Source organism: Gemmatimonadaceae bacterium, from assembly GCA_035633115.1.
Classification (GTDB): Bacteria; Gemmatimonadota; Gemmatimonadetes; order Gemmatimonadales; family Gemmatimonadaceae; genus UBA4720.
On record DASQFN010000047.1, the window covers coordinates 73,992 to 94,010 of the forward strand.

Genomic DNA, 20,019 nt, shown 5'->3' on the forward strand with positions numbered 1-20,019 from the left:
AAGAAATGTTCGGAAACCTCGGTTTTCCCGAGATCCTGATCATCATGGTAATCGTGCTGCTCCTGTTCGGGGCGAAGCGAATTCCCGAGATTGCAGGCTCGATGGGCAAGGGTATCAAGGAGTTCAAGAAGAACATCAACGAGGCGACCCGCGAGATCGACTCGGACGCGCCGCGTTACGAGCCGCGGCTCAGTGCGGCTGAGCTGGAACAGCGCCGCGCCGCTCAAGCCGAAGAAACGACTCCTGCTCCGGAGCCAAAGCGGCTGATCTGAGAAGGAAAGCGTGCCCGGGGAGCCCGGGCACGAGCTATTGAACCAGTTGGCGATTCGCCGCCTCGACCTCCTTTCGACGATCGACGATCTTCGCGTTCGCGCGCAGGTTGGTGAGGAACTCCCGCACACGCTGCTGCCGCGCCTGATTCATCACCTGCGCCCGCTGGGCATCCTTCTGCTGTGCCCACGCTGCGCCATCGGCAACGACGCGGCTGTCCACGCGCTCGACAAAAATGGCGTCATGCGTTCTGATCGGGGCGCTCACCACACCGATCGGAAGAGAGAACGCGGCGCCGATCGCTTCATTCAAGCGGCCAATTCCTTCGGCTCCGCCAACTCTCGTGAAGCGAGGACTCTTCGTGACCTCCAGGCCTTCACTGCTCCCGGCCTGCTCGAGCGACGTCGCCGCCGCCCGCGTCGCCAGCGACCGTGCTCGAGGCATTGCCTTGTCGAGCTTCTTCTGTCGCGCGAGAAGCGCCTTGATCTCCGCGGTCGCCTCCTGCAGCGACGGATTTCCTCCCGGCGTAAGCGAATCGAGACGACCGAGATAGTATCCGTCCTCGGCGTCGAACAGTTCACTTGTTTCACCGACCGCTGCGCCGGTGAACGCCCATGAGCCGACGCTCGGAACGTACCGTCCATTGATCGTGAGGGCGTCAGTTTCCACTACGGTTGCTTTCTGAATCGGAATCCCGAGCGTGCGCGAGGCTTCATCGAGCTTTTCCGGCTTGTCGGTTGTGGAGGCGGCAATTCTGGCCAGCTCGTCGGCCTTCCTGTCGGTGACGGTTGCGGCCGAATCGCTTTGCTGGATTCGCAGCAGAATGTGGCGAATCGATATCGAGTCACCCTTCTTTTCGTCGACCTTGAGTAGATGGTAGCCGAACGGCGTGAGGACCGGCTGCGATAGCTCACCGACGCTGAGCGCGTATGCGGCATCCTCGAACTGCGGTACGAAGCGGCCCCTGACTCCCTTGCCGAGCGAGCCGCCGGCAGCGCCCGAGGTTGAATCGGCCGATTCTGTTTTCGCGATGTCCTCGAACTTCTCGCCCTTGGCGATTCGGTCGCGGAGACCGAGAATGCGCGTGCGAACTGCTGCACTGTCGGCCGGACTCACAGCGCGTGGAATCGCAAGCACGGATACAGTCGCCCGCGCGGGACGCTCGAAATCCTTCTTGTTCTTCTCGTAGTACTCGGCGATCTCGTTGTCCGGCACAGCCACTCCGGTATCGGGAAGCATCTCCGGGCGGAATGCGACGTACGACATCTGGGCGGTGTCGCGCGTGTCCTTCCACATCTGCCAGAGCCTTGCGTCGCTCACATATACGTCGGCGGCGACCTGCTGGAAGAGCTTCTCGCGCGGAATGGCGTCGCGATAATACGCTTCGAGCTGAAGGAGAAGTCCTTCCTGACGTGCCGCCGGACTGGCGAGATAGCGCTGATACTTCTCGGGATCGAATCTCCCGTTCGTCTGAAGCTCGGGGCTCTGCATGAGCTGTGGTGGCGGGCTCGAGCGGGCAGCGTCGGCGATCTCCTCGTCGGTCACGACGATTCCTCGCCGCTTGTACTCCTGCCTCAGCAGCGCCGCGTCGACGAGCTCCTCGAAGGCTTGGTCCTTCAGTCGCTGACGATCGTCGAGGGAAAGGGTGCGACCGCTCTGCTGCGTGGCCTGCTGATCGAGGGCCTGAGTCGCGTCGAACCACGAAATGGCCAGGATGTCTTCACCGTTGACCGTCGCGACCGCGGTCGAAGTCGTTACCGGGGCTCGGCCAAGAAGTCCCGACGTTTCAGCTAGGAGAAATCCCCCGACAAAAAAAATGATGAGGAATATCCAGATGTATTTTGCGGAACTCCGCATGGACTGCAGCACGCGTGTTACTCCGGACGGCGCATTTTTGAGGGTCGTGCCCTGAACGAGCAGAACCTCAAAAACTACCGGCTCAGAGGGCGTAAAAGCAAGCCGCGCACTGACTTCACATTGACGCCATTCCTCAATGCGCGGTATCTTGAGCCGTTCTGCCCCGCTCGCGCCGGGGACGCTACGCCAGCGGGGTTCAAGGATGCAGAGTTCACCACGGATCGAAGAGTTACGGCAGAAATTCCACGAGAATCCGCGTCGGTATTTTGCGCCGCTTGCCAACGAATACCGCAAAGCAGGAGATCCCGAGCAGGCGATTGCCATTTGTCGGGCTCACCTTGCTCAGCAGCCGGGTCATATGAGCGGCCACGTTGTCTACGGTCAGGCTCTTTATGACGCTGGCCGTATGGACGAAGCCGGTGTCGTATTTCATCAGGCCCTCGCGCTCGATCCCGAGAATATCATCGTGCTCCGTCATCTCGGCGACATTGCACGGCAGCGCGGTGATGTCGAAGAAGCGCGGAGCTGGTATTCGCGCTCGCTTGATGGCGACCCTCACGATGCGGAGGTCGCTGCCTATCTCGCCGAGCTCACCGAGCCGCTGACGGCTGCGCCGCAGGCGCAACGGGATTCGCCGCCGGAAGAGGCTTCGCGGGAAATCGAACCCGCTGAGCCCGCAGTACAGCATGAGTCTGGTGCCGAGGCGCTTGCGCAAGCTCAGCTGGAAAGCGCGGATGAGGAGGCTGAAGCTCTCACCGGTGCGGAGTCGGAAGGACTCGCCGCAGAATCGGCCGAGGCAAAAGCGGTGACCGAGCCGCGACCGGAACCGCAACCAGAATCGGAACCGCAACCAGAACCGGAACCGGCACCAGAGCCGCAGCCAGAGCCAGAGCCGGCACTCGACAACGCCGATACGAACGACACAGAAGTACGCGAAGACTCTCTTGTCTCGCCGTACGCGCGTGAAATGGATTTCGCGGCACCGTCAGAGATGAAATGGGATCTCAACGAGAGCCCGTACCTGGAGCTCGTGGAATCGTCAGCTTCGGATGACGCCTGGGACTCCGTCAGGAGTGAAACGCCAGACGCGCCGGAGACTGGAGTCCCACGCTTAGAGGACGAGGCAGGCGAGGTCCCGATTTCGGCGGAAGCTCCGGCTGGTGAAGGAAGCTCGCCCGCTCCCGCGAGCGGTTCGGATACTGCTCGCACTCCGCCGGAGGCGGAGGCGCCGCCTGAGCCGCCCGCACGCAGGACACCGTCACGCGCGGCGACCCCGGTGACGGAAAGCGCGCCGATCGTGACCCGCACGCTGGCTGAGCTTTACCTGCAGCAGGGCTACATCGAGCCGGCCCTCGAGATTTACCGTCAGCTCGCCGATCAGGAGCCCGGCGACGCAGGGCTTCAGGCACGTATCGAAGAATTGTCGGGCGAGGGAGCAGCGGCGCCTCTCGCTGGGGAAGACGTCGGTGCCGCGGGAGCCGCCGCGCCCCTCGAGGCCGCAGAGGATACCGGTACGCCCGAGATGGCTTCGGCGGCCACCACAGGCGTGAATGCGGAACGCATCGAGGACGGGGATTCTACGGCTGAGACGGAGCTGTCTGACGAACTGTGGGATTCAGCCGACTCATGGGGCGACTGGCCGTTCGCCGACGTGCAGGATCGCGAAGGGATTTTCGGGCTGTCGGAGGATATCGCGGAGTCCGGGCAGGAGACAGCCGAAGCGACGCCGGCAGCACTGACATACGAAGCAGGGGAATCTGAACCGGAACTGGAGCCTGGACCCGAACCGGAGCCTGAGCCGAAAGCGGAGCCCGAACGGGAATCGGAGCGGGAAGCAAGAGCGGAGTGGCCGGCCGGGTTATCGCGCGAAGCAGCAACGGAACCTGGGCCATCTTACTCGAAGCCGCCGGTTACCGTGCGCGAGTTTTTTGCCACACTCGGTGCGGCGCGCCCGCCGTCTGGCTACGAGAAGGAGACGCCCGAGACAACTGAGCCGGTCGCCCCGGTGAACGAACCGGAGCGCTCGGAAGAAGTCGGCGCACTGGACGAGTATCCCATCGCCGACGATGCGTTCGCGAACCTCTTCGCTGGCGTTCCGGTCGACTCCGAGGACAGTCGCGCCGCCGCGGTGTTGAGCGGTGCTGTTGCGCATGGAGCGCCGTTCTCGACACCGCTCACGACGCCGGCCGCTCCCTTGGCGCGCGACGTCCCGGCGAATCGCCAGAGCGGTGACCCGGTGAAGGAATCCGAGGAGGACATTCGGCGGTTTCGAGAATGGCTCGACGGACTGGCAGAGTCGTGAGAATTGCGGTCATCAACGGACCGAACCTCAATCTTCTGGGACAGCGCGAGCCGACGATCTACGGAACGACCACGCTTTCCGAGATCGAAGCGAGACTTCGCGAAGTCGCGCGCGAGCTGGACGTTGCGCTCAGCTTCGCCCAGTTCAACGGGGAAGGTGACATCATCGACGCGATTCACGCATTGAAGGGTTCCGCGGACGGCGCACTCGTCAACGCCGGTGCCTACAGTCATACGAGTCTTGCGATCCACGACGCTTTGACCAGCGTCGCGATTCCGTTTGCGGAAGTCCATCTCACGAACATCTACGCGCGTGAGCCGGAGCGACGCCATTCGGTGCTCGCGGACGCGGCCGTCGCGATCATTGCAGGCTTCGGCGCGATGAGCTATGAGCTGGCTTTACGAGGGCTCGTGACCAAGCTCTCCGCATGACTCAGGCACGCGCGCGCCGTCGCGGCGCTTTGCGTGAGCGCCTCCTCACCGAGAAGATTGACGCACTGCTTCTGAACTCACTCCCGAACATCCGGTACCTCACGGGATTTTCGGGAACGAGCGCGCTGCTTCTTGTCACGGCCGCGGACATGGTGGTCATCACCGACTTCCGGTACGAGACGCAGGTGGCGGAGGAAATCGGCGACCTTGCGGAGGTTTTGATCGAGAAGACGAGCCTGTGGACCGGTTTGTGGGATCGCCTGCCGCGACTGCAGACCGTTGAAGTCCTCGGGTTCGAGTCCGCCCACCTCGTGCACCGCGACTTTCAGCGTCTGCTGAACGAGGGCTCCCGCTGGCAGTGGCGGGCTCAGGCTGGACTGGTGGAGGATCTCCGCGAATCGAAGGACGCAGAGGAGGTGGCGCTGATCGCCAAGGCTGGCCGAATTGCGACGAAGGCGCTCTCGCGTGTGATTCCGATGATTCATCCGGGACTCTCCGAGCTCGAGGTGGCCGGCATCCTCGAGAAAGCTTTGCGTGACGAAGGAAGTGAGGAGGCACCTTTTCCCCCAATCGTTGCATCGGGCCCAAGGGCCGCGCTGCCGCACGCCCGGGCGTCGCGCAGAGTCATCGAGAGAGGAGATTTTGTCCTGCTCGATTTCGGGGCGCAGTTCGGGGGCTATTGCTCGGACGTGACGCGGACGCTCGTCGTTGGCGCGGCAAGTCCGGAGCAGCGGGAGGTCTACGAGATAGTGCGCGAGGCGAATCGAATCGCGTCGTCGTCGGTGCGCGCAGGGATGACCGGAAAGGCTGCCGACACGCTCGCGAGGAGCTACATTGAGCGGCGCGGCCACGGAGCGGCGTTTGGTCACGGCCTCGGTCACGGACTGGGCCTGGAAGTGCACGAAGCGCCGCGACTGGCGCGAACCGCTGAATCGGCGCTCAAGGTCGGCGCGGTGGTGACAATCGAGCCAGGAATTTACCGCGCGGGGTGGGGAGGCGTCCGTATTGAGGACGACGTTCACCTCTCGGCCGCGGGTCCAATGATCCTCACGGATTTTTCCCGTGAGCTACTAGAGGTAGCATGAGACACCTCAATCGTAGACTGCGCGGCATTGCTGGCGGGCGGGACTGGACGCTCACGGCCGAGCTGGCGGCATGATCGACCTGCGCTTCGTGAAGAAGCTGATCGACATGATCGACGGCTCATCCGTCGACTCGATCGAGATTTCGTCCGACAAGGGGATGAGGATTCGCATCTCCAAGAATTCGAATCAGCGGGCAACGGTTCAAGTCGCCGCTCCGATGCAGGTGCCGCAGATGGTTGCGGCGACAACTGCACCGGCAGCAGCGCCGGGTAGCGACCAGGCAACACCGGCCGAGCTGGCCGCTCGGACGGAGAAGCCGAAAGCGAGATATCTGGAGGTGAAGTCCCCGATGGTCGGCACTTACTACAGCGCACCGGAGCCAGGTGCGAAGCCTTACCTGACGATCGGTGACCGCATATCGAAGGGCCAGATACTCTGCATCATCGAGGCGATGAAGATCATGAATGAAATCGAGTCCGAGTTCGATGGAGTGGTAAAGGAAATACTGGCGCTCAATTCGCATCCGGTGGAGTACGGCCAGGTGCTTTTCAGAGTCGATCCGAATGGTTGAGATCACGCCTGACGGAGAAACCGAGGCGGTCGGATCCGGCTTCGATTATCGCGGCGTGCTTCGTCAGATGCTCGAGCAGAACGCCTCGGATCTTCACCTGAAAGTCGGATGCGCTCCCACGCTTCGCGTCGACGGCGAGCTGAGGAGCCTGCCTCTGCCGCCATTGCGCTCCGACGACATGAAAGCTCTGGCGGATCAGATCATGCCTCCGAAGCGTCAGCGCGAATTCTCGGAGATGAAGGAGGCTGATTTCGCGCTCGGTGTACCGGGGATCGGCCGCTTTCGCGTGAACGCCTTTCAGCAGCGCGGCACGATCGCCTATGCGTTTCGTGTGGTTCCGCTGCAGGCTCATACGATCGCCGAGCTGAACCTTCCGCCGATAGTCGAGCAGATATCACTGAAGCCGCGCGGGCTCGTTCTTGTAACGGGGATCACCGGCTCGGGAAAATCCACCGCTCTTGCGGCGATGATTCAGTACATCAATCAGAATCGCTCCGCCAACATCATTACCATCGAAGATCCGATCGAGTTTCTGCACAGGGACAACAAGTCCCGCATCAGTCAGCGCGAGGTGGGAACGGATACCGGCAGCTTCGAGCAGGCTCTCAGGCGCGTGCTGCGCCAGGATCCCGATGTTCTGCTCGTAGGTGAGATTCGCGATTTCGCGACGCTCGACACCGCGATGAAGGCGGCGGATACGGGGCACCTGGTTTTTTCGACGCTGCACACGACCGACGCCACGCAGACCATCAACCGCGTCCTCTCGTTCTATCCGCCGGATCAACAGTCCGAGGTGCGCTTTCTCCTGGCGAGCGCGCTCGAGGCAGTGATCTCGCTTCGACTGATTCCGCGTGCCGACCGGAGGGGCCGGGTCCCCGCAGTGGAGGTGCTCGTCAATACAGCGGCCGTCAGGGACAACATCCGCGACGTGTCGAAGACGCTCGACATCCCGGAGCTGATTGCCGACGGAACAGTTCAGTATGGAATGCAGAGCTTCGACCAGTCGTTGATGAACTGGTACACGAAGGACGTCATATCGTATGAAAACGCGATGTACTCGGCCACGAATCCAAGCGAATTCGCGCTGCGCGTGCAGGGAATTGCGAGTGCCAGCGACTCCAAGTGGGAGCATCTGAACCAGGAAGTGAGAAGCTGATCCACAGCTTGAAATGTTCAAGAAGATCCTGATCGCGAATCGCGGTGAAATTGCGCTTCGCGTCATCCGCGCGTGTCGCGAGCTTGGGATACAGACAGTAGCTGTTTACTCGGAGGCGGACAGAGAGTCCCTCCATGTTCGCTTCGCGGATGACGACGTCTGCATCGGCCCTGCTCCGGCCCGCGATTCCTACCTGAAAATTCCGCGAATCATCGCCGCCGCGGAGATCGCCGGCGCCGACGCAATACACCCGGGCTACGGATTTCTCGCCGAGAACGCGGAGTTCGCCGAGACGTGCGCGGCGAGCAACATCGCCTTCATCGGCCCCACAGCCGAGCAGATCAGAGTGATGGGCGACAAGGCTGCGGCACGGAATGCAATGGCTCGCGTCGACGTTCCCATCATTCCCGGCACTCCCGGTCCCGTGGACGACGCCGACGAGGCTCTGGAGTTTGCGCGGGCAATCGGATTTCCGGTGATCATCAAGGCCGCGGCCGGAGGTGGTGGGAAGGGAATGCGTGTTGCCGCCGAGCCGGAAGATTTCACACGGTCATTTCAGCTCGCACGATCCGAGTCATTGTCCGCGTTCGGGAGTGGCGACGTATATGTCGAGAAATATCTCGAGCGTCCGCGCCACGTCGAGTTTCAGATCATGGGCGACAGGCACGGCAACGTAATTCACCTCGGCGAGCGGGATTGCTCCGTGCAGCGGCGCCACCAGAAATTGATCGAGGAAGCTCCGAGCCCGGCTGTCACTCCCGATCTGCGCGAGCGCATGGGCGACGCGGCCGTCAGAGGGGCGAAGGCAATCGATTACGTGGGAGCCGGCACGATCGAGATGCTGCTCAACGCCGACGGAAACTTCTATTTCATGGAGATGAACACCCGAATCCAGGTCGAGCATCCGGTGACGGAAATGCTCACCGGCGTGGATCTGGTGAAGGAGCAGATACGGGTGGCCGCAGGTGAAAAGCTCTCGGTCAGTGAGCCGCCGGCGCTGCGCGGGCATGTCATCGAGTGTCGCGTGAATGCAGAAGACCCTGCGCGCAATTTTCAACCCTCGCCAGGGCGCATCGATGTGTTTCATCCTCCGGGCGGGCCCGGGGTCAGGCTCGACACTCACGTTTACACCGGGTACACTGTGCCGCCGTACTATGACTCACTCCTGGCGAAACTGATCTGCCAGGGGAGGGATCGCGCCGAGGCGCTCCGGCGAATGCAGGTTGCGCTCGAGAGCTTCATTATCGAAGGAGTGACGACGACAATTCCGTTTCTGGCCCGCGTGATGGCCGATCCGCACTTTCAGGCGGGCGACATCGACACGAAGTTCCTCGAGCGTGAGGCTCATCTGCTCCGGGAGCCAGTGTAGTGAAGCTGCGAGTCTTTCCGTCGCCGCACGAGCTTTCTCCTGGCGCGGTACTCGGACAAGTGGTCGCCGTAATCGACGTGCTCCGCGCGTCGACGAGCATCGCGACCGCGCTGGCAAACGGAGCGCGGAGCATCGTTCCATTGGAAAGCGCCGATCTCGCGATCATTCATTCGAGGCAGTTCGACCGCTCTGAAGTGATGCTCGCCGGCGAGCAGAAGATGCAGGCGATAGCGGGATTCGATTTCGGGAACTCGCCGGCGTCATTCACGAGTGAGGCGGTGAGCGGAAAGACGATAATGCTGACCACTACGAACGGAACGCGTGCGCTCACGGGGCTGATCGGCGCCCGGGACGTCGTCATTGCTTCGTACGTAAATCACGCCGCGGTGGCGGCCATGCTCGGGACCGCAGTTAGAGCTGACACTGACGTCGCGATTGTATGTGCGGGCGACGAGGGACATTTTAGTCTCGAGGACGCCGCGTGTGCGGGCCGATACGTTCGCTCCCTTTCCCAGCGCAACCCAAGCTCCGTCGTTCTGAACGATGCGGCATGCGCTTGCGAGATCATCGATCGAAAATATGGCGACAACATCGCGAAGATCTTCCGGGACTCGTCACACGGGAAAGCGCTCGCCGAAGCAGGGTTCGGGGAGGACCTCGAGTCCTGTGCTGAACTGGATTCGCAGCCTGTGGTCCCCATCTATCAGGACCGACAAATCACTCGACTCGGGCCCGACCGCGAACGCTAACGCCGCTCCAGGCTCCGCCCTGAGGCGCGAGCTCGCGGGCATCGGGCTCCTGCTCTTCGCGCTGTTCCTCGCCGGCGCGCTGACGGCCGAAGGCGTCAGACTTCTCGGCGGTCGCGCCGACGTCCGAAGCGCTTTCGGCTGGGTCGGGGATCTCCTCGCTCTCCCTCTTGCCAACGCCCTCGGGTGGCCTGCCGCCGCAATGCTTCCGCTCGCACCGGCCGCGCACGCACTCCGGCTGTTCGGAAGACTGGACCAGCGGACGGACAGGTCATGGATGGTCTTTCTCCTCGGCGTCGTGCTGCTGCTGCCGATCGTGTTCGGGCTGGGAGAGGGCGGCCTTCGCGAAGCAACCGGTTTGTCGGGAGTCTGGGGAAGCTTTGTCGCTTTCTATCTCCTTCAGTTTGCCGGAAACGCGGGGGCGTGGATTATACTGCTCCTCGCTTTCAGCGCACTCATGGCTGCAACACTTTCGTGGAATCCGGTTCGCGCGCTCGTGAGCAAGACTCCGCGCACGGCAGGAACCGCAGGCGACGGCTCGGCGCTCGAGGATGAGACACTTCTCCAGGGGTCGAGCTCACGCGCCGCGCGCTCGGCTCGACCGCCCGAGCCGACGCCGGAGGAGATGCCGGCCGTCGACCTCAGCCTGCAACCCGGTCGCGAGAGCGTGCCAATCGAGCGCGACGATTCAGCGCGTGGTGATAAGAAGAAGAAGAAAACCAAGGCGGACATCGCGAGCGAGCATGCCGACAGGATAGCTGCGGAGATAGACGCCGCCGGCGCCGTTGCCGGCGACGAAGACGACGATGAGCGACCATCGCCGGAGCTGCTCGCCATGCCGCCGGGCCGAAATCCCGAAGTCGACAACCGCGCACTCGACGCGATGGGAGTGAAGCTGATGGACGCGCTTCGAACATTCCGCGTCGAGGGAGATCTCGTGGGCCGCACCACCGGGCCGGTGGTGACACAATTCGAGATCACGCCTGCGGCGGGAGTCAAGGTTCGTCAGTTCGCTTCGCTCGCAAACGATCTGGCTCTCGCAATGCGAGCACAGAGCATCAGGATCGTCGCACCAATCCCGGGGAAGGGCGCGGTCGGGGTCGAAGTTCCGAATCCGACTCCGGAAGTCGTGCCGTTCCGCGAGCTGATGGAAACCCGTGAATGGCGCGAGAAGCGCGCGGCGCTGCCCATCGCAATCGGCAAGGACCTTCAGGGGCGTCCCGTGATCGAAGACCTCGCGAAGATGCCGCACCTCCTGATTGCGGGAGCAACCGGGTCGGGAAAATCGGTGTGCATCAACACGCTCATCACCAGTTTGATCTTTCGCCATACGCCAAAGACCCTGCGCTTACTGATGGTCGACCCCAAGATGGTGGAGCTCTCCGTCTACAACGTGCTGCCGCATTTGAGGCACAAAGTCGTGACGGACAACCGCGACGCTGCCGCAGTGCTCAAGTGGGCTGTGCTCGAGATGCAGGAGCGTTACGAGCTGATGGCAGCGAACGGTGCGCGTAATATCCAGGACTTCAATCGAAAAGTTCAGGAAGGCGCGAAGCTCCAATTGCCGAAGCGGCCCGATGTCGCGTTCGAGAACACGGAATACACCGCCGGCATCCTGCCCTACATCGTGCTCATCATCGACGAGCTTGCCGACCTGATGATGACCGTTCAGGCAGAGGTCGAAACCCCGCTGGCGATGCTCGCACAGAAGGCTCGCGCGATAGGCATCCACATCATACTCGCGACGCAGCGCCCGAGCGTGAACGTCCTGACCGGTCTGATCAAGGCAAACTTCGCGAGTCGCATCGCATTCAGGGTCGCGTCGCAGATTGACAGTCGGACGATTCTCGACGGGATGGGGGCGGAAGCGCTCCTCGGAAACGGCGATATGCTGTTCGTTCCGCCCGGAAAGTCGGAGCCCTCGCGGCTGCAGGGCGCGTTCATCTCAAGCGAGGATACCGAGAGAATCACTGACTGGTACAATCAGCGCCGAGAGAGGCGCAGGGCGATGGCCGAAGCTCAGGGCCTGTTCCTTGAGGAGCGACCGGAGGAGGACATCATCGCGAGGATCCGCCAGAAGGAAGCGGAGGAGTCCGGCACGCCCACCGGTGACGAAACCACTGAGGGTGATCGCGACAAGCTGTTCCGTGAAGCAGCCGAGGTTGTCATTCAGCACCAGCAGGGCTCGACGTCCCTGCTTCAGCGGCGACTCAAAGTCGGCTACGGCCGCGCCGCCCGAATTATCGACCAGCTGCATGCCGCGGGAATACTCGGTCCACCAGACGGCTCGAAGCCACGGGACGTCCTGGCCGGTCTCGACGACCTCGACAGGATCTGCGGACCCAGATAAGGCTTCGCCCTGCCGCGGGTAGGTGCGGCATATCGATTACCCGCGTGTCGAACCGGTGCTTCCCGACGGGCCAGCCTCACTACGTTCATCTCCATGCTCGCAACACGTCAGGTGCTGGGAGAACGCGGCGAGCGAGCTGCCGAACGATGGCTCGTGTCGAAAGGGTGGACGATCATCGACCGGCGGTTTCGGAGCGGGCATCGTGACATCGATCTCGTGGCGGAGCTCACTGGAGCGGGACAGGAAAGGGTCGTCGTCTTCGTCGAGGTCAAGACCCGGCTTTCCAGCGCTTACGGGGGCCCCTTGGGCGCCGTGCATTGGCGAAAGCAGAGGGAAATGGCGAAAGCGGCTCGCGACTGGATGAGCCGATTCCACCGTCGGGGAGACGTGTATCGGTTCGATGTAGTCGGTGTGATCTTCGGCGGGGCAGAACCCGAGCTTGTGCATATCGAGAATGCTTTTGCCGTGAGGTAAACCTTGAGATATCGGTGGGACCTTCGTATTTTATTCGGGTAGCGTCCGAGGGGGTTTTTGAGCGAGTTTCCGCATCCCGCGCGCCCCCCCGCGGAGCCGCTAGCCAGAGATGTTCAACGTCAACCATGGGGTGAGCGAGATGGCCGTGTCGGTAATGGGTGAAGACAAAAAGAAGGCGTTGAACCTGGCGATCGCGCAGATCGAAAAGAACTGCGGCAAGGGTTCGATCATGAAGATGGGCTCCGACTCACGCGTTCGCGTCGATGCAATTCCGACGGGCGCGATCAACCTCGACGCGGCAATCGGAGTTGGCGGCATTCCCCGTGGGCGGGTCACCGAGATTTACGGTCCCGAGTCGAGTGGAAAGACGACGCTCTGTTTGCACGTCGTCGCCAACGCGCAGCGCGCCGGCGGCGTAGCCGCATACATCGATGCCGAGCACGCGCTCGACACCGACTACGCGCAGAAGCTCGGTGTCGATGTCGACAACCTCCTCGTGTCCCAGCCGGATACGGGTGAGCAGGCGATGGAGATCTGTGAGATCCTCGTTCGCTCGGGAGCGGTCGATGTGGTGGTCATCGACTCAGTCGCTGCGCTCGTGCCGCGCGCCGAGATCGAAGGCGACATGGGCGACTCGCACATGGGTTTGCAGGCGCGGCTGATGAGCCAGGCGCTGCGGAAGCTGACGGGTGCCATCGCGCGTTCCAGGACGTCCGTCATCTTCATCAACCAGCTGCGCGAGAAGATCGGCGTGATGTTCGGCAATCCGGAGACGACCACCGGTGGAAAGGCGCTCAAGTTCTATGCGTCGGTCCGTCTGGACATCCGGCGTATTGCGGCGGTGAAGGAGAAGGAGGACATCATCGGCTCGCACGTCCGTGTCAAGGTCGTGAAGAACAAGGTCGCGCCGCCGTTCAAGCAGGCAGAATTTGACATCATGTACGCTGAGGGGATAAGTCACGCGTCGCTGGTGCTCGACATCGCGGCTGAATCCGGGATCATCGACAAATCGGGAGCGTGGTACAGCTACGGCTCGCAACGCATCGGGCAGGGTCGTGAGAATGCAAAGATGTACCTCAAGGACAATCCGGTACTGCTCGCCGAAGTGGAAGAGAAGGTGAAGACGGTACTCGGCATTCGTCCGCCGGTTGGTGAGACCGAGGTTGAAGCAGCGGAGGATTAGCGGTTTCGGGGTCGGTTGAGTGTTCCGGGTGGCGGGGCCCGGTGTTCATCCGCCATGCGACACGCTCACTCGGCCCCAGTCCTTTATCTGTGAACCGGTAACGGGTGACGGATAAGTGTCCGCATCGGCCTACGAAACAGCGCTGAATCTTCTGACAGCGCGGCCCTACACCGCGCGAAATCTGAAGCGCAAGCTGGCGCAAAAAGGATTCGCGCTGACGGACGTCGATGCGACGATCGCGCGCCTGCTGGCCAACGGGATCCTCGACGACAATCGATACGCCGCGCAATTTGTCCGCGGCCGATTACTGGGCCCGGGATCCTCCCGCCGCCGTATCCGCCAGCAGCTCTTCCAGCGCGGAATCGGGAGCGACATCGCCGAAGCCGCAATCGAATCGGTTATCGCTGAGGAGTCTGTCGATCTCGCCGCGGTAATCGAGAAGGACGCCCGCAAGAAACTCGCATTGCTTTCGGGACTCGAGCCGCCGGTTGTAAAACGCAGGCTCTATTCGCACCTTGCCCGGCGCGGCTACGACGTCGACGAAATCAACGTCGTGATGAGGAAGGTGATGAGGGCAGACTAGGGCGCCGCGTATATTACGTCCATGCAAGCGGCGGAGATCAGACAGCGGTTCCTCGACTATTTCGCGCGTCACGGCCACTCGGTGCAGCCGAGCGGGCCGCTCGTCCCGAAGGACGACCCGACGCTGCTGTTCGCGAACGCGGGCATGGTTCAATACAAGAAGGTTTTCCTTGGCCAGGAGAACCCCGCATTCGGAAGACGCGCGGCGACTTCGCAGAAATGCGTTCGAGCTGGAGGCAAGCACAACGATCTCGAGCAGGTCGGCCATACCGCGCGGCATCACACGTTCTTCGAGATGCTCGGGAATTTTTCCTTCGGAGACTACTTCAAGCGCGACGCAATCAGGTTCGCGTGGGAGTTTCTGACCAAGGATCTGAAGCTCGATGCGCGGCATTTGCGGGTGTCCGTGTTTCACGAGGATGAAGAGGCGCGGGCACTATGGCGGGAGATCGCCGGACTGCCTGACTCGCGCATCTACGGGCTCGGCGCGCACGACAACTTCTGGCAGATGGCGGATACCGGTCCGTGCGGGCCTTGCTCGGAGATCTTCACGGATCTGGCTCATGTCACCGATGACTATCGTTTCCCAGCAGGAGCGACAGGAGAGTGGACAGAGCGCGATCGCACCGAATTCTCCAAGGACGCATTCGTCGAAGGCACTGAAGCCGGCCGATTCCTGGAATTCTGGAATCTCGTGTTCATGCAATTCGACAAGCAGCCCGACGGCACGCTGGTTCCGCTGCCTAAGCCTTCGGTGGATACCGGATTGGGGTTGGATCGCACCAGCGCAATCGTGCAGCGAGTAGACAACAACTACCACACGGACCTGTTCAGACCGCTTATCGAGAGTGTCGAGAATGCAACGGGGATCCCGTACCGCGGCAAGGACTCGGACGAGCCGTTTTGGCACCAATTCACCTCGGGGCCGCACCGTGCCGACTATTCGGCCGCGGTGCAAAAGGACAACCGGGTACTGGTCGATCCCGCGTCGTTCCGCGTTATCGCCGATCACGGGCGTGCCGTCGCATTCTTGCTTGCCGACGCAGTCTTCCCGTCAAACGAAGGACGCGGTTATGTGCTGCGGAGAATTCTGCGCCGCGGAGTTCGGCACGGATGGCTTCTCGGCCGCTCGACGCCGATGCTTGCCCAGATCGTCGAGCGCGTGATCGAGCTGATGGGTGACGTCTATCCGGAGCTGCGACAGCGTCGGAAACACATCATCGATACGACGCTGGCAGAGGAGCAACGCTTTCTCGCAACGATCGACGGCGGGATGCGAAGGTTCGACGAGATCGCACCCCCTGAGACGACCCAGGGCTCGGACATTATTCGCGGAACAGTTTCGGGGGAGGATGCCTTCCGTCTTTATGACACCTTTGGTTTTCCGATCGACCTTACAGAGCTCATGGCGCGCGAGCGCGGCTACACCGTTGACATTGCCGGTTTCGAGCAGGCACTTGCCGCGCAACGGACGCAGTCACAGGAGGAGCGCAGGTCTCGACAAATCGGCGTCTCGGCAGATGATCTCATGAGCGCGACGTGGCACGCGGACGGCGGAAGTGAGAGCTCTGCAGGCGGAGATGGTGAATCCAGGCGCGCCGGCGCAGCGAGAAATGCCGGAGCCGTTGCCTTCGTCGGATACGACCGTATCGAGACCGACACCACGGTAATCGATTACGCGAAGCTCGCCGATGGCCGCGTCGCGGTGATGCTGAAAGAAACTCCGTTCTACGCCGAATCCGGCGGACAGGTCTCCGACACTGGCACGATCACCGGAGAAGGCTGGAGGCTCGACGTGGAAGAGGTGCGGAAAGTCGATGGCCAGGCTGCTGTGGTTGGCGAAGCGGAGGGCGAGATCAAGCTTGGTCACGCCCATGCAGCGGTTCCTCGCGACAAGCGGCTCGACACTGAAAGGAACCATACTGCAACTCATCTGCTGCACGCTGCGTTGAGGGATGTGCTCGGTGAGCACGTCCATCAGGCGGGCTCGCTCGTCGCGCCCGACAGGCTGCGATTCGATTTCACGCACCACGGTCCGATGTCCGAAGGGGAGATTGCGCGCGTTGAAGAGATCGTGAACCGTGAAGTGTTCAATGCGATTCCGCTGGACATCGCACAAAAGAGCTACAGTGAAGCTCTCTCGTCGGGCGCAATGGCGCTGTTTGGCGAGAAGTACGGCGATGTCGTTCGTGTAGTGCGCATTCCCGGCGTCTCGGCCGAGCTGTGTGGCGGAACCCATGTCAGGAATACCTCGGAAATCGGGCTGTTCCGAGTCGTTGCGGAATCCGGCGTCGCGGCCGGCGTTCGCCGGATCGAGGCGATCACCGGGCCAAAGGCGTACGCCCGGCTGAATGAAACGGCCAGGGCTCTCGACGAGGTCGCCGACGTACTGCGCACGACGCCCGAAAACGTTGTCCGTCGCGTCCAGTCACTCGTCGAGGAGAAGCGCTCGCTCGAGAAGCGTGTGGACGAAGCGATGCGCAGCGGCAACGGTGGCGAGGTCGAGCGGCTCGTGGAAAGAGCGCAAGATGTAAAAGGAATAAGAGTCGTTGTGGAACGCGTAGCCGCTCCGGATACCAGGACATTTGGCGCTCTCGCCGATGCAATTCGCGACCGTCTCGGCAGCGGGGTCGCAGTACTCGCGGCGGAGATAAACGGAAAGCAGAGCCTTCTCTGCGTCGTGACGGATGATTTGCGCGAGCGAGGCATGAGAGCGGACAGCATTCTCAAGCAGATTGCTGAAGCCGCCGGAGGACGAGGGGGCGGGAAAGCTCACATGGCGCAAGGCGGTGTTCCGGATGAATCTGCTGTCGCGCACGCTCTCGCCGCCGTCATGCCGACCGTGGAGAAACAACTCGCGTCTCTCTAATCGCTCGATCTGCGCCGCTGCATTGCAGCGCACTCGCCGAAGCGCGATTATTGAGCGACAATGTTGAGAGATTGGCTCGCCTCGCGGACTCCATCACCGCCACCGCGCCTGGCAGCGAGAATCGCCGCGGCAGTACCGGCGTCCGCCGGCTCGGAAGCGAACGATTATCCCCGAGCGCTCATTGCGGCCGCAGCGGCCATACTGCACGAGACTGTCGACCAGCCAGGCAATGAGCGGAATGGAACTGCCGCACTCGACTTGCTCGCCGCCGACGCTCTGATCACCTACGCCGTCGAGGCGGCCGCGGAGGATTGCGAAAGGCTCGCCGCGCTCACCGATGAAATGATCTTGCGGCTTGCGGCTGTCACGGGCGCTGATCGGGGCGAATCGACATGACTTGGGTTGCCGACTGTACGGAGCCCGGCACCTGATAGTCATTCTCTTCACAGGCGGCACGATCGCAATGCGAAACGACCCGGGCGGAAGCGGGGCAGTGCCGTCACTGACATCCGCAGAAATCCTGGAAGCAACGCGCGGCATCGAAGCCGTCACTGGTGTCGAGACCGAGGAGTGGGGAGCTTTCCCGGGGCCACACATGACAGTCGAGCGCATGTGGACACTCCGCAACCGGATTGCGGAGCACCTCGTGCGACCCGAGGTCACAGGAGTTGTGGTGACTCATGGAACAGATACGCTCGAGGAATCCGCCTATCTGGTCGCCCGGTCTCTGTCGGCGGAGAAGCCGGTGGTATTTACGGGGGCGATGCGCACGGTCAGCGACCTCGGGTGGGACGGTCCGGCAAATCTTCTCGAGGCAGTGCGAGTCGCGGCCAGCCCTGAGATGCGGGGCTACGGTGTGTTGGTCGTCATCAGCGGCCAGATCTTCGCGGCGCTGGACGCGACAAAAACAAACACCCATCTGCTCGACGCATTCGAGAGTCCCGGGCTCGGCCCAATCGGCGTGCTCGATGAAGGGGAGCTCATAATGCACCGGGAGCTGCCGCCGGCCCCGCCAATAATCGATCCTGCGACACTGGCAATGCCGGTTGACATCATATTCGTCGCGGCCGGCTGCGATGAGCGACTGCTCGATGCATCGCGAGGCGTGGCGCGCGCGGTCGTGATCGCCGCGATGGGCCGCGGCAATGTCCCGCCCGCCGTGGTGCCGGCAATCCAGCGGTGGATTGCAGACGACAAGCCGGTAGTGCTCACGTCTCGAACGCAGGGAGGCCGTGTGGGTCACACGTATGGTTACGCCGGCGGAGGCCGACGACTGGAAGAGATGGGTGTGATCTTTGGCGGGTCACGTCGCGCGCAGCAGGCTCGAATTGACCTGATGCTTGCACTCGGAGCGGGGATGCGCATGACAGCGATACGCTCGATGTTCCGCGAAGGCTGACCCGATGACACCGCCGGAGCGCGGAGACGCACGGCCCCATCCGGTCACGCCCGACGTACATCCACCGCGCGAAGTATTGCAGATCGCGCGCAAGCTTGAGAAGGCGGGTTTCGAGACATGGTGCGTAGGCGGCGCGGTGCGCGATGCGCTGCTCGGCCATCGACATCTCGACTGGGATCTCGCCACTGTGGCGAAGCCCGAGGAGATCCGGAGAATTTTCGCGCGTACCGTTCCGGTGGGAATCGAGTTTGGAACAGTCGGTGTGCTCGACAACAAGGGCGTGATGCACGAGGTGACGACTTATCGCCGGGACGTTCAGACTGACGGCAGGCACGCTGTGGTCGAATTCGGTGCGACGCTCGACGAAGACCTTGCGAGGCGGGACTACACCATCAACGCCATAGCGTTTTCGCCAACGCAGCGAAGCTGGCACGATCCATTTGACGGGCGGGTCGATCTCGAGCAGGGAGTCGTCCGGGCGGTGGGGGAGCCATCTGAAAGGATGCGCGAAGATCGGCTCAGGGCGCTGCGCGGGATGAGATTTGCCGCGCGCTTCGATTTCGAGATCGAGGCCGATACCTGGCGGTCCATCGTCGCGAGCGCGCCAGACCTTGCCCGCCTTTCGGCTGAGCGCGTCAAGCAGGAGATCGAGAAGACAATGGAGCAGGTGCGTCTGCCGAGCCGCGCCTTCCGGATGTGGCGAGACAGCGGTGCGCTCGGCGTTCTCATTCCTGCCTTGGCCGAGATAACCGATCTTCACCTCGCAGCCCTCGACCATCTGAGGATCCCGGGAATGGTGACGCGGCCTCAGAGAAAAGTGATGCGTCTCACCGGTCTTTTTGCGGGGGCGAAGCCTCGTGAGGTTGCGGCGACGTTGAAGTCACTCAGATTCTCGAATGCCGAAACGCGGTGGATCTCGGGCGTTCTGGATGCGTGGCATCAGCTTTCGGACGAGATGGGACAGGCGCTGATGGCTGATGTCGCTCCGGCTGATCGAGCGCTTCGCCGGTGGGCAGCAATTGCCGGTCGCACGCGTCTTGCCTCAGTCCTTCGTCTGGCCGACGCACTTTGGTGGGCTGAGTGCGCTGCGGGCGTGCCGGCACCATCCAGGGAACGTGTGTCCTCCGTGTATCGGCGGGCAATACGTATCGCGTACCGGGATCCAATAGATGTCGGCGATCTCGCGATTGGAGGGAGTGACCTGGAGAGAATTGGCATAACCGGGCCGGCGGTAGGGCGCGCGTTACGCGGCCTGCTCGAAAGGGTTATTAATGACCCGAATGTGAACACTCACGATCGCCTGCTGGCTATTGCCAGCGGCGAAGAATTCGCAGCGGGCGGTCCGTCGCAGCAACAACGCGGGCCCGGCGGGTAA

18 protein-coding genes are annotated in these 20,019 nt (G+C 62.3%); 16 read left to right on the plus strand and 2 right to left on the minus strand.

All coding sequences use genetic code 11. From position 1 onward, the window contains the following. The first annotated feature begins 5 nt into the window (after window positions 1-5). On the plus strand, window positions 6-272 hold the full coding sequence (locus VES88_04925) for a twin-arginine translocase TatA/TatE family subunit (GenBank protein HYN80823.1): 267 nt from the start codon (window positions 6-8) through the stop codon (window positions 270-272). Between the two features lie 34 nt (window positions 273-306). Here the strand turns inward: VES88_04925 and VES88_04930 are convergent, their stop codons facing one another. Then, entirely contained in the window at window positions 307-2,127 is a 1,821-nt protein-coding gene (locus VES88_04930; protein ID HYN80824.1) for a peptidyl-prolyl cis-trans isomerase, read from the minus strand. Between the two features lie 229 nt (window positions 2,128-2,356). Then, window positions 2,357-2,605 carry a hypothetical protein gene (locus tag VES88_04935; GenBank protein HYN80825.1) on the minus strand — a complete coding sequence of 83 codons (249 nt, stop codon included), beginning with the start codon at window positions 2,603-2,605 and terminating at the stop codon, window positions 2,357-2,359. Here VES88_04935 and VES88_04940 point away from each other — a divergent pair. The 15 genes from VES88_04940 to VES88_05010 all read left to right on the plus strand — a co-directional run bounded on the left by VES88_04940 (window position 2,534) and on the right by VES88_05010 (window position 20,019). Then, complete coding sequence (locus VES88_04940) at window positions 2,534-4,429, plus strand: tetratricopeptide repeat protein (protein ID HYN80826.1); 1,896 nt, start codon at window positions 2,534-2,536, stop codon at window positions 4,427-4,429. The two genes, VES88_04935 and VES88_04940, sit on opposite strands and share 72 nt — an antisense overlap. Next, window positions 4,426-4,860, plus strand: coding sequence for a type II 3-dehydroquinate dehydratase (gene aroQ, locus VES88_04945; GenBank protein HYN80827.1), 435 nt, complete (start codon window positions 4,426-4,428; stop codon window positions 4,858-4,860). Before VES88_04940 ends, aroQ begins: the two co-directional genes overlap by 4 nt. After that, window positions 4,857-5,945, plus strand: a complete 1,089-nt coding sequence (locus VES88_04950; protein ID HYN80828.1) for an aminopeptidase P family protein — start codon at window positions 4,857-4,859, stop codon at window positions 5,943-5,945. Before aroQ ends, VES88_04950 begins: the two co-directional genes overlap by 4 nt. 70 nt (window positions 5,946-6,015) lie before the next feature. Continuing rightward, window positions 6,016-6,516 (plus strand): acetyl-CoA carboxylase biotin carboxyl carrier protein, encoded by a 501-nt coding sequence (gene accB, locus VES88_04955; protein HYN80829.1) that lies wholly within the window; start codon window positions 6,016-6,018, stop codon window positions 6,514-6,516. Further along, on the plus strand, window positions 6,509-7,672 hold the full coding sequence (locus tag VES88_04960) for a type IV pilus twitching motility protein PilT (protein HYN80830.1): 1,164 nt from the start codon (window positions 6,509-6,511) through the stop codon (window positions 7,670-7,672). Before accB ends, VES88_04960 begins: the two co-directional genes overlap by 8 nt. A 13-nt stretch (window positions 7,673-7,685) precedes the next feature. Continuing rightward, on the plus strand, window positions 7,686-9,041 hold the full coding sequence (gene accC / locus VES88_04965) for an acetyl-CoA carboxylase biotin carboxylase subunit (GenBank protein HYN80831.1): 1,356 nt from the start codon (window positions 7,686-7,688) through the stop codon (window positions 9,039-9,041). Further along, entirely contained in the window at window positions 9,041-9,790 is a 750-nt protein-coding gene (locus tag VES88_04970; protein ID HYN80832.1) for a 2-phosphosulfolactate phosphatase, read from the plus strand. The genes accC and VES88_04970 overlap by 1 nt, the downstream gene beginning before the upstream one ends. Beyond that, window positions 9,708-12,137, plus strand: a complete 2,430-nt coding sequence (locus tag VES88_04975; protein HYN80833.1) for a DNA translocase FtsK — start codon at window positions 9,708-9,710, stop codon at window positions 12,135-12,137. The genes VES88_04970 and VES88_04975 overlap by 83 nt, the downstream gene beginning before the upstream one ends. 93 nt (window positions 12,138-12,230) lie before the next feature. Next, on the plus strand, window positions 12,231-12,611 hold the full coding sequence (locus tag VES88_04980; protein HYN80834.1) for a YraN family protein: 381 nt from the start codon (window positions 12,231-12,233) through the stop codon (window positions 12,609-12,611). 109 nt (window positions 12,612-12,720) lie between these two features. Further along, entirely contained in the window at window positions 12,721-13,794 is a 1,074-nt protein-coding gene (gene recA / locus VES88_04985) for a recombinase RecA (protein HYN80835.1), read from the plus strand. A 115-nt stretch (window positions 13,795-13,909) separates the two neighbouring features. After that, window positions 13,910-14,377: a regulatory protein RecX gene (locus tag VES88_04990; protein HYN80836.1), complete on the plus strand. Its 468-nt coding sequence runs from the start codon at window positions 13,910-13,912 to the stop codon at window positions 14,375-14,377. Between the two features lie 21 nt (window positions 14,378-14,398). Next, on the plus strand, window positions 14,399-17,245 hold the full coding sequence (gene alaS, locus VES88_04995; protein ID HYN80837.1) for an alanine--tRNA ligase: 2,847 nt from the start codon (window positions 14,399-14,401) through the stop codon (window positions 17,243-17,245). 60 nt (window positions 17,246-17,305) lie between these two features. Next, window positions 17,306-17,641 carry a hypothetical protein gene (locus tag VES88_05000; GenBank protein HYN80838.1) on the plus strand — a complete coding sequence of 112 codons (336 nt, stop codon included), beginning with the start codon at window positions 17,306-17,308 and terminating at the stop codon, window positions 17,639-17,641. 1 nt (window position 17,642) lies between these two features. Beyond that, the gene (locus tag VES88_05005; GenBank protein HYN80839.1) at window positions 17,643-18,644 is read left to right on the plus strand and encodes an asparaginase; all 1,002 of its coding nucleotides are present in this window, start codon (window positions 17,643-17,645) and stop codon (window positions 18,642-18,644) included. Between the two features lie 4 nt (window positions 18,645-18,648). Further along, window positions 18,649-20,019 (plus strand): CCA tRNA nucleotidyltransferase, encoded by a 1,371-nt coding sequence (locus tag VES88_05010; protein ID HYN80840.1) that lies wholly within the window; start codon window positions 18,649-18,651, stop codon window positions 20,017-20,019.

What these genes read in the sequence shown, in the direction of transcription:
- VES88_04925 (HYN80823.1), top strand. Translation starts at nt 6, where the DNA reads ATGTTCGGAAACCTCGGTTTTCCCGAGATCCTGATCATCATGGTAATC.
- VES88_04930 (HYN80824.1), bottom strand. Translation starts at nt 2,127, where the DNA reads ATGCGGAGTTCCGCAAAATACATCTGGATATTCCTCATCATTTTTTTT.
- VES88_04940 (HYN80826.1), top strand. Translation starts at nt 2,534, where the DNA reads ATGGACGAAGCCGGTGTCGTATTTCATCAGGCCCTCGCGCTCGATCCC.
- VES88_04935 (HYN80825.1), bottom strand. Translation starts at nt 2,605, where the DNA reads ATGACGGAGCACGATGATATTCTCGGGATCGAGCGCGAGGGCCTGATG.
- VES88_04950 (HYN80828.1), top strand. Translation starts at nt 4,857, where the DNA reads ATGACTCAGGCACGCGCGCGCCGTCGCGGCGCTTTGCGTGAGCGCCTC.
- accB (HYN80829.1), top strand. Translation starts at nt 6,016, where the DNA reads ATGATCGACCTGCGCTTCGTGAAGAAGCTGATCGACATGATCGACGGC.
- VES88_04960 (HYN80830.1), top strand. Translation starts at nt 6,509, where the DNA reads ATGGTTGAGATCACGCCTGACGGAGAAACCGAGGCGGTCGGATCCGGC.
- accC (HYN80831.1), top strand. Translation starts at nt 7,686, where the DNA reads ATGTTCAAGAAGATCCTGATCGCGAATCGCGGTGAAATTGCGCTTCGC.
- VES88_04980 (HYN80834.1), top strand. Translation starts at nt 12,231, where the DNA reads ATGCTCGCAACACGTCAGGTGCTGGGAGAACGCGGCGAGCGAGCTGCC.
- recA (HYN80835.1), top strand. Translation starts at nt 12,721, where the DNA reads ATGTTCAACGTCAACCATGGGGTGAGCGAGATGGCCGTGTCGGTAATG.
- alaS (HYN80837.1), top strand. Translation starts at nt 14,399, where the DNA reads ATGCAAGCGGCGGAGATCAGACAGCGGTTCCTCGACTATTTCGCGCGT.
- VES88_05000 (HYN80838.1), top strand. Translation starts at nt 17,306, where the DNA reads ATGTTGAGAGATTGGCTCGCCTCGCGGACTCCATCACCGCCACCGCGC.
- VES88_05010 (HYN80840.1), top strand. Translation starts at nt 18,649, where the DNA reads ATGACACCGCCGGAGCGCGGAGACGCACGGCCCCATCCGGTCACGCCC.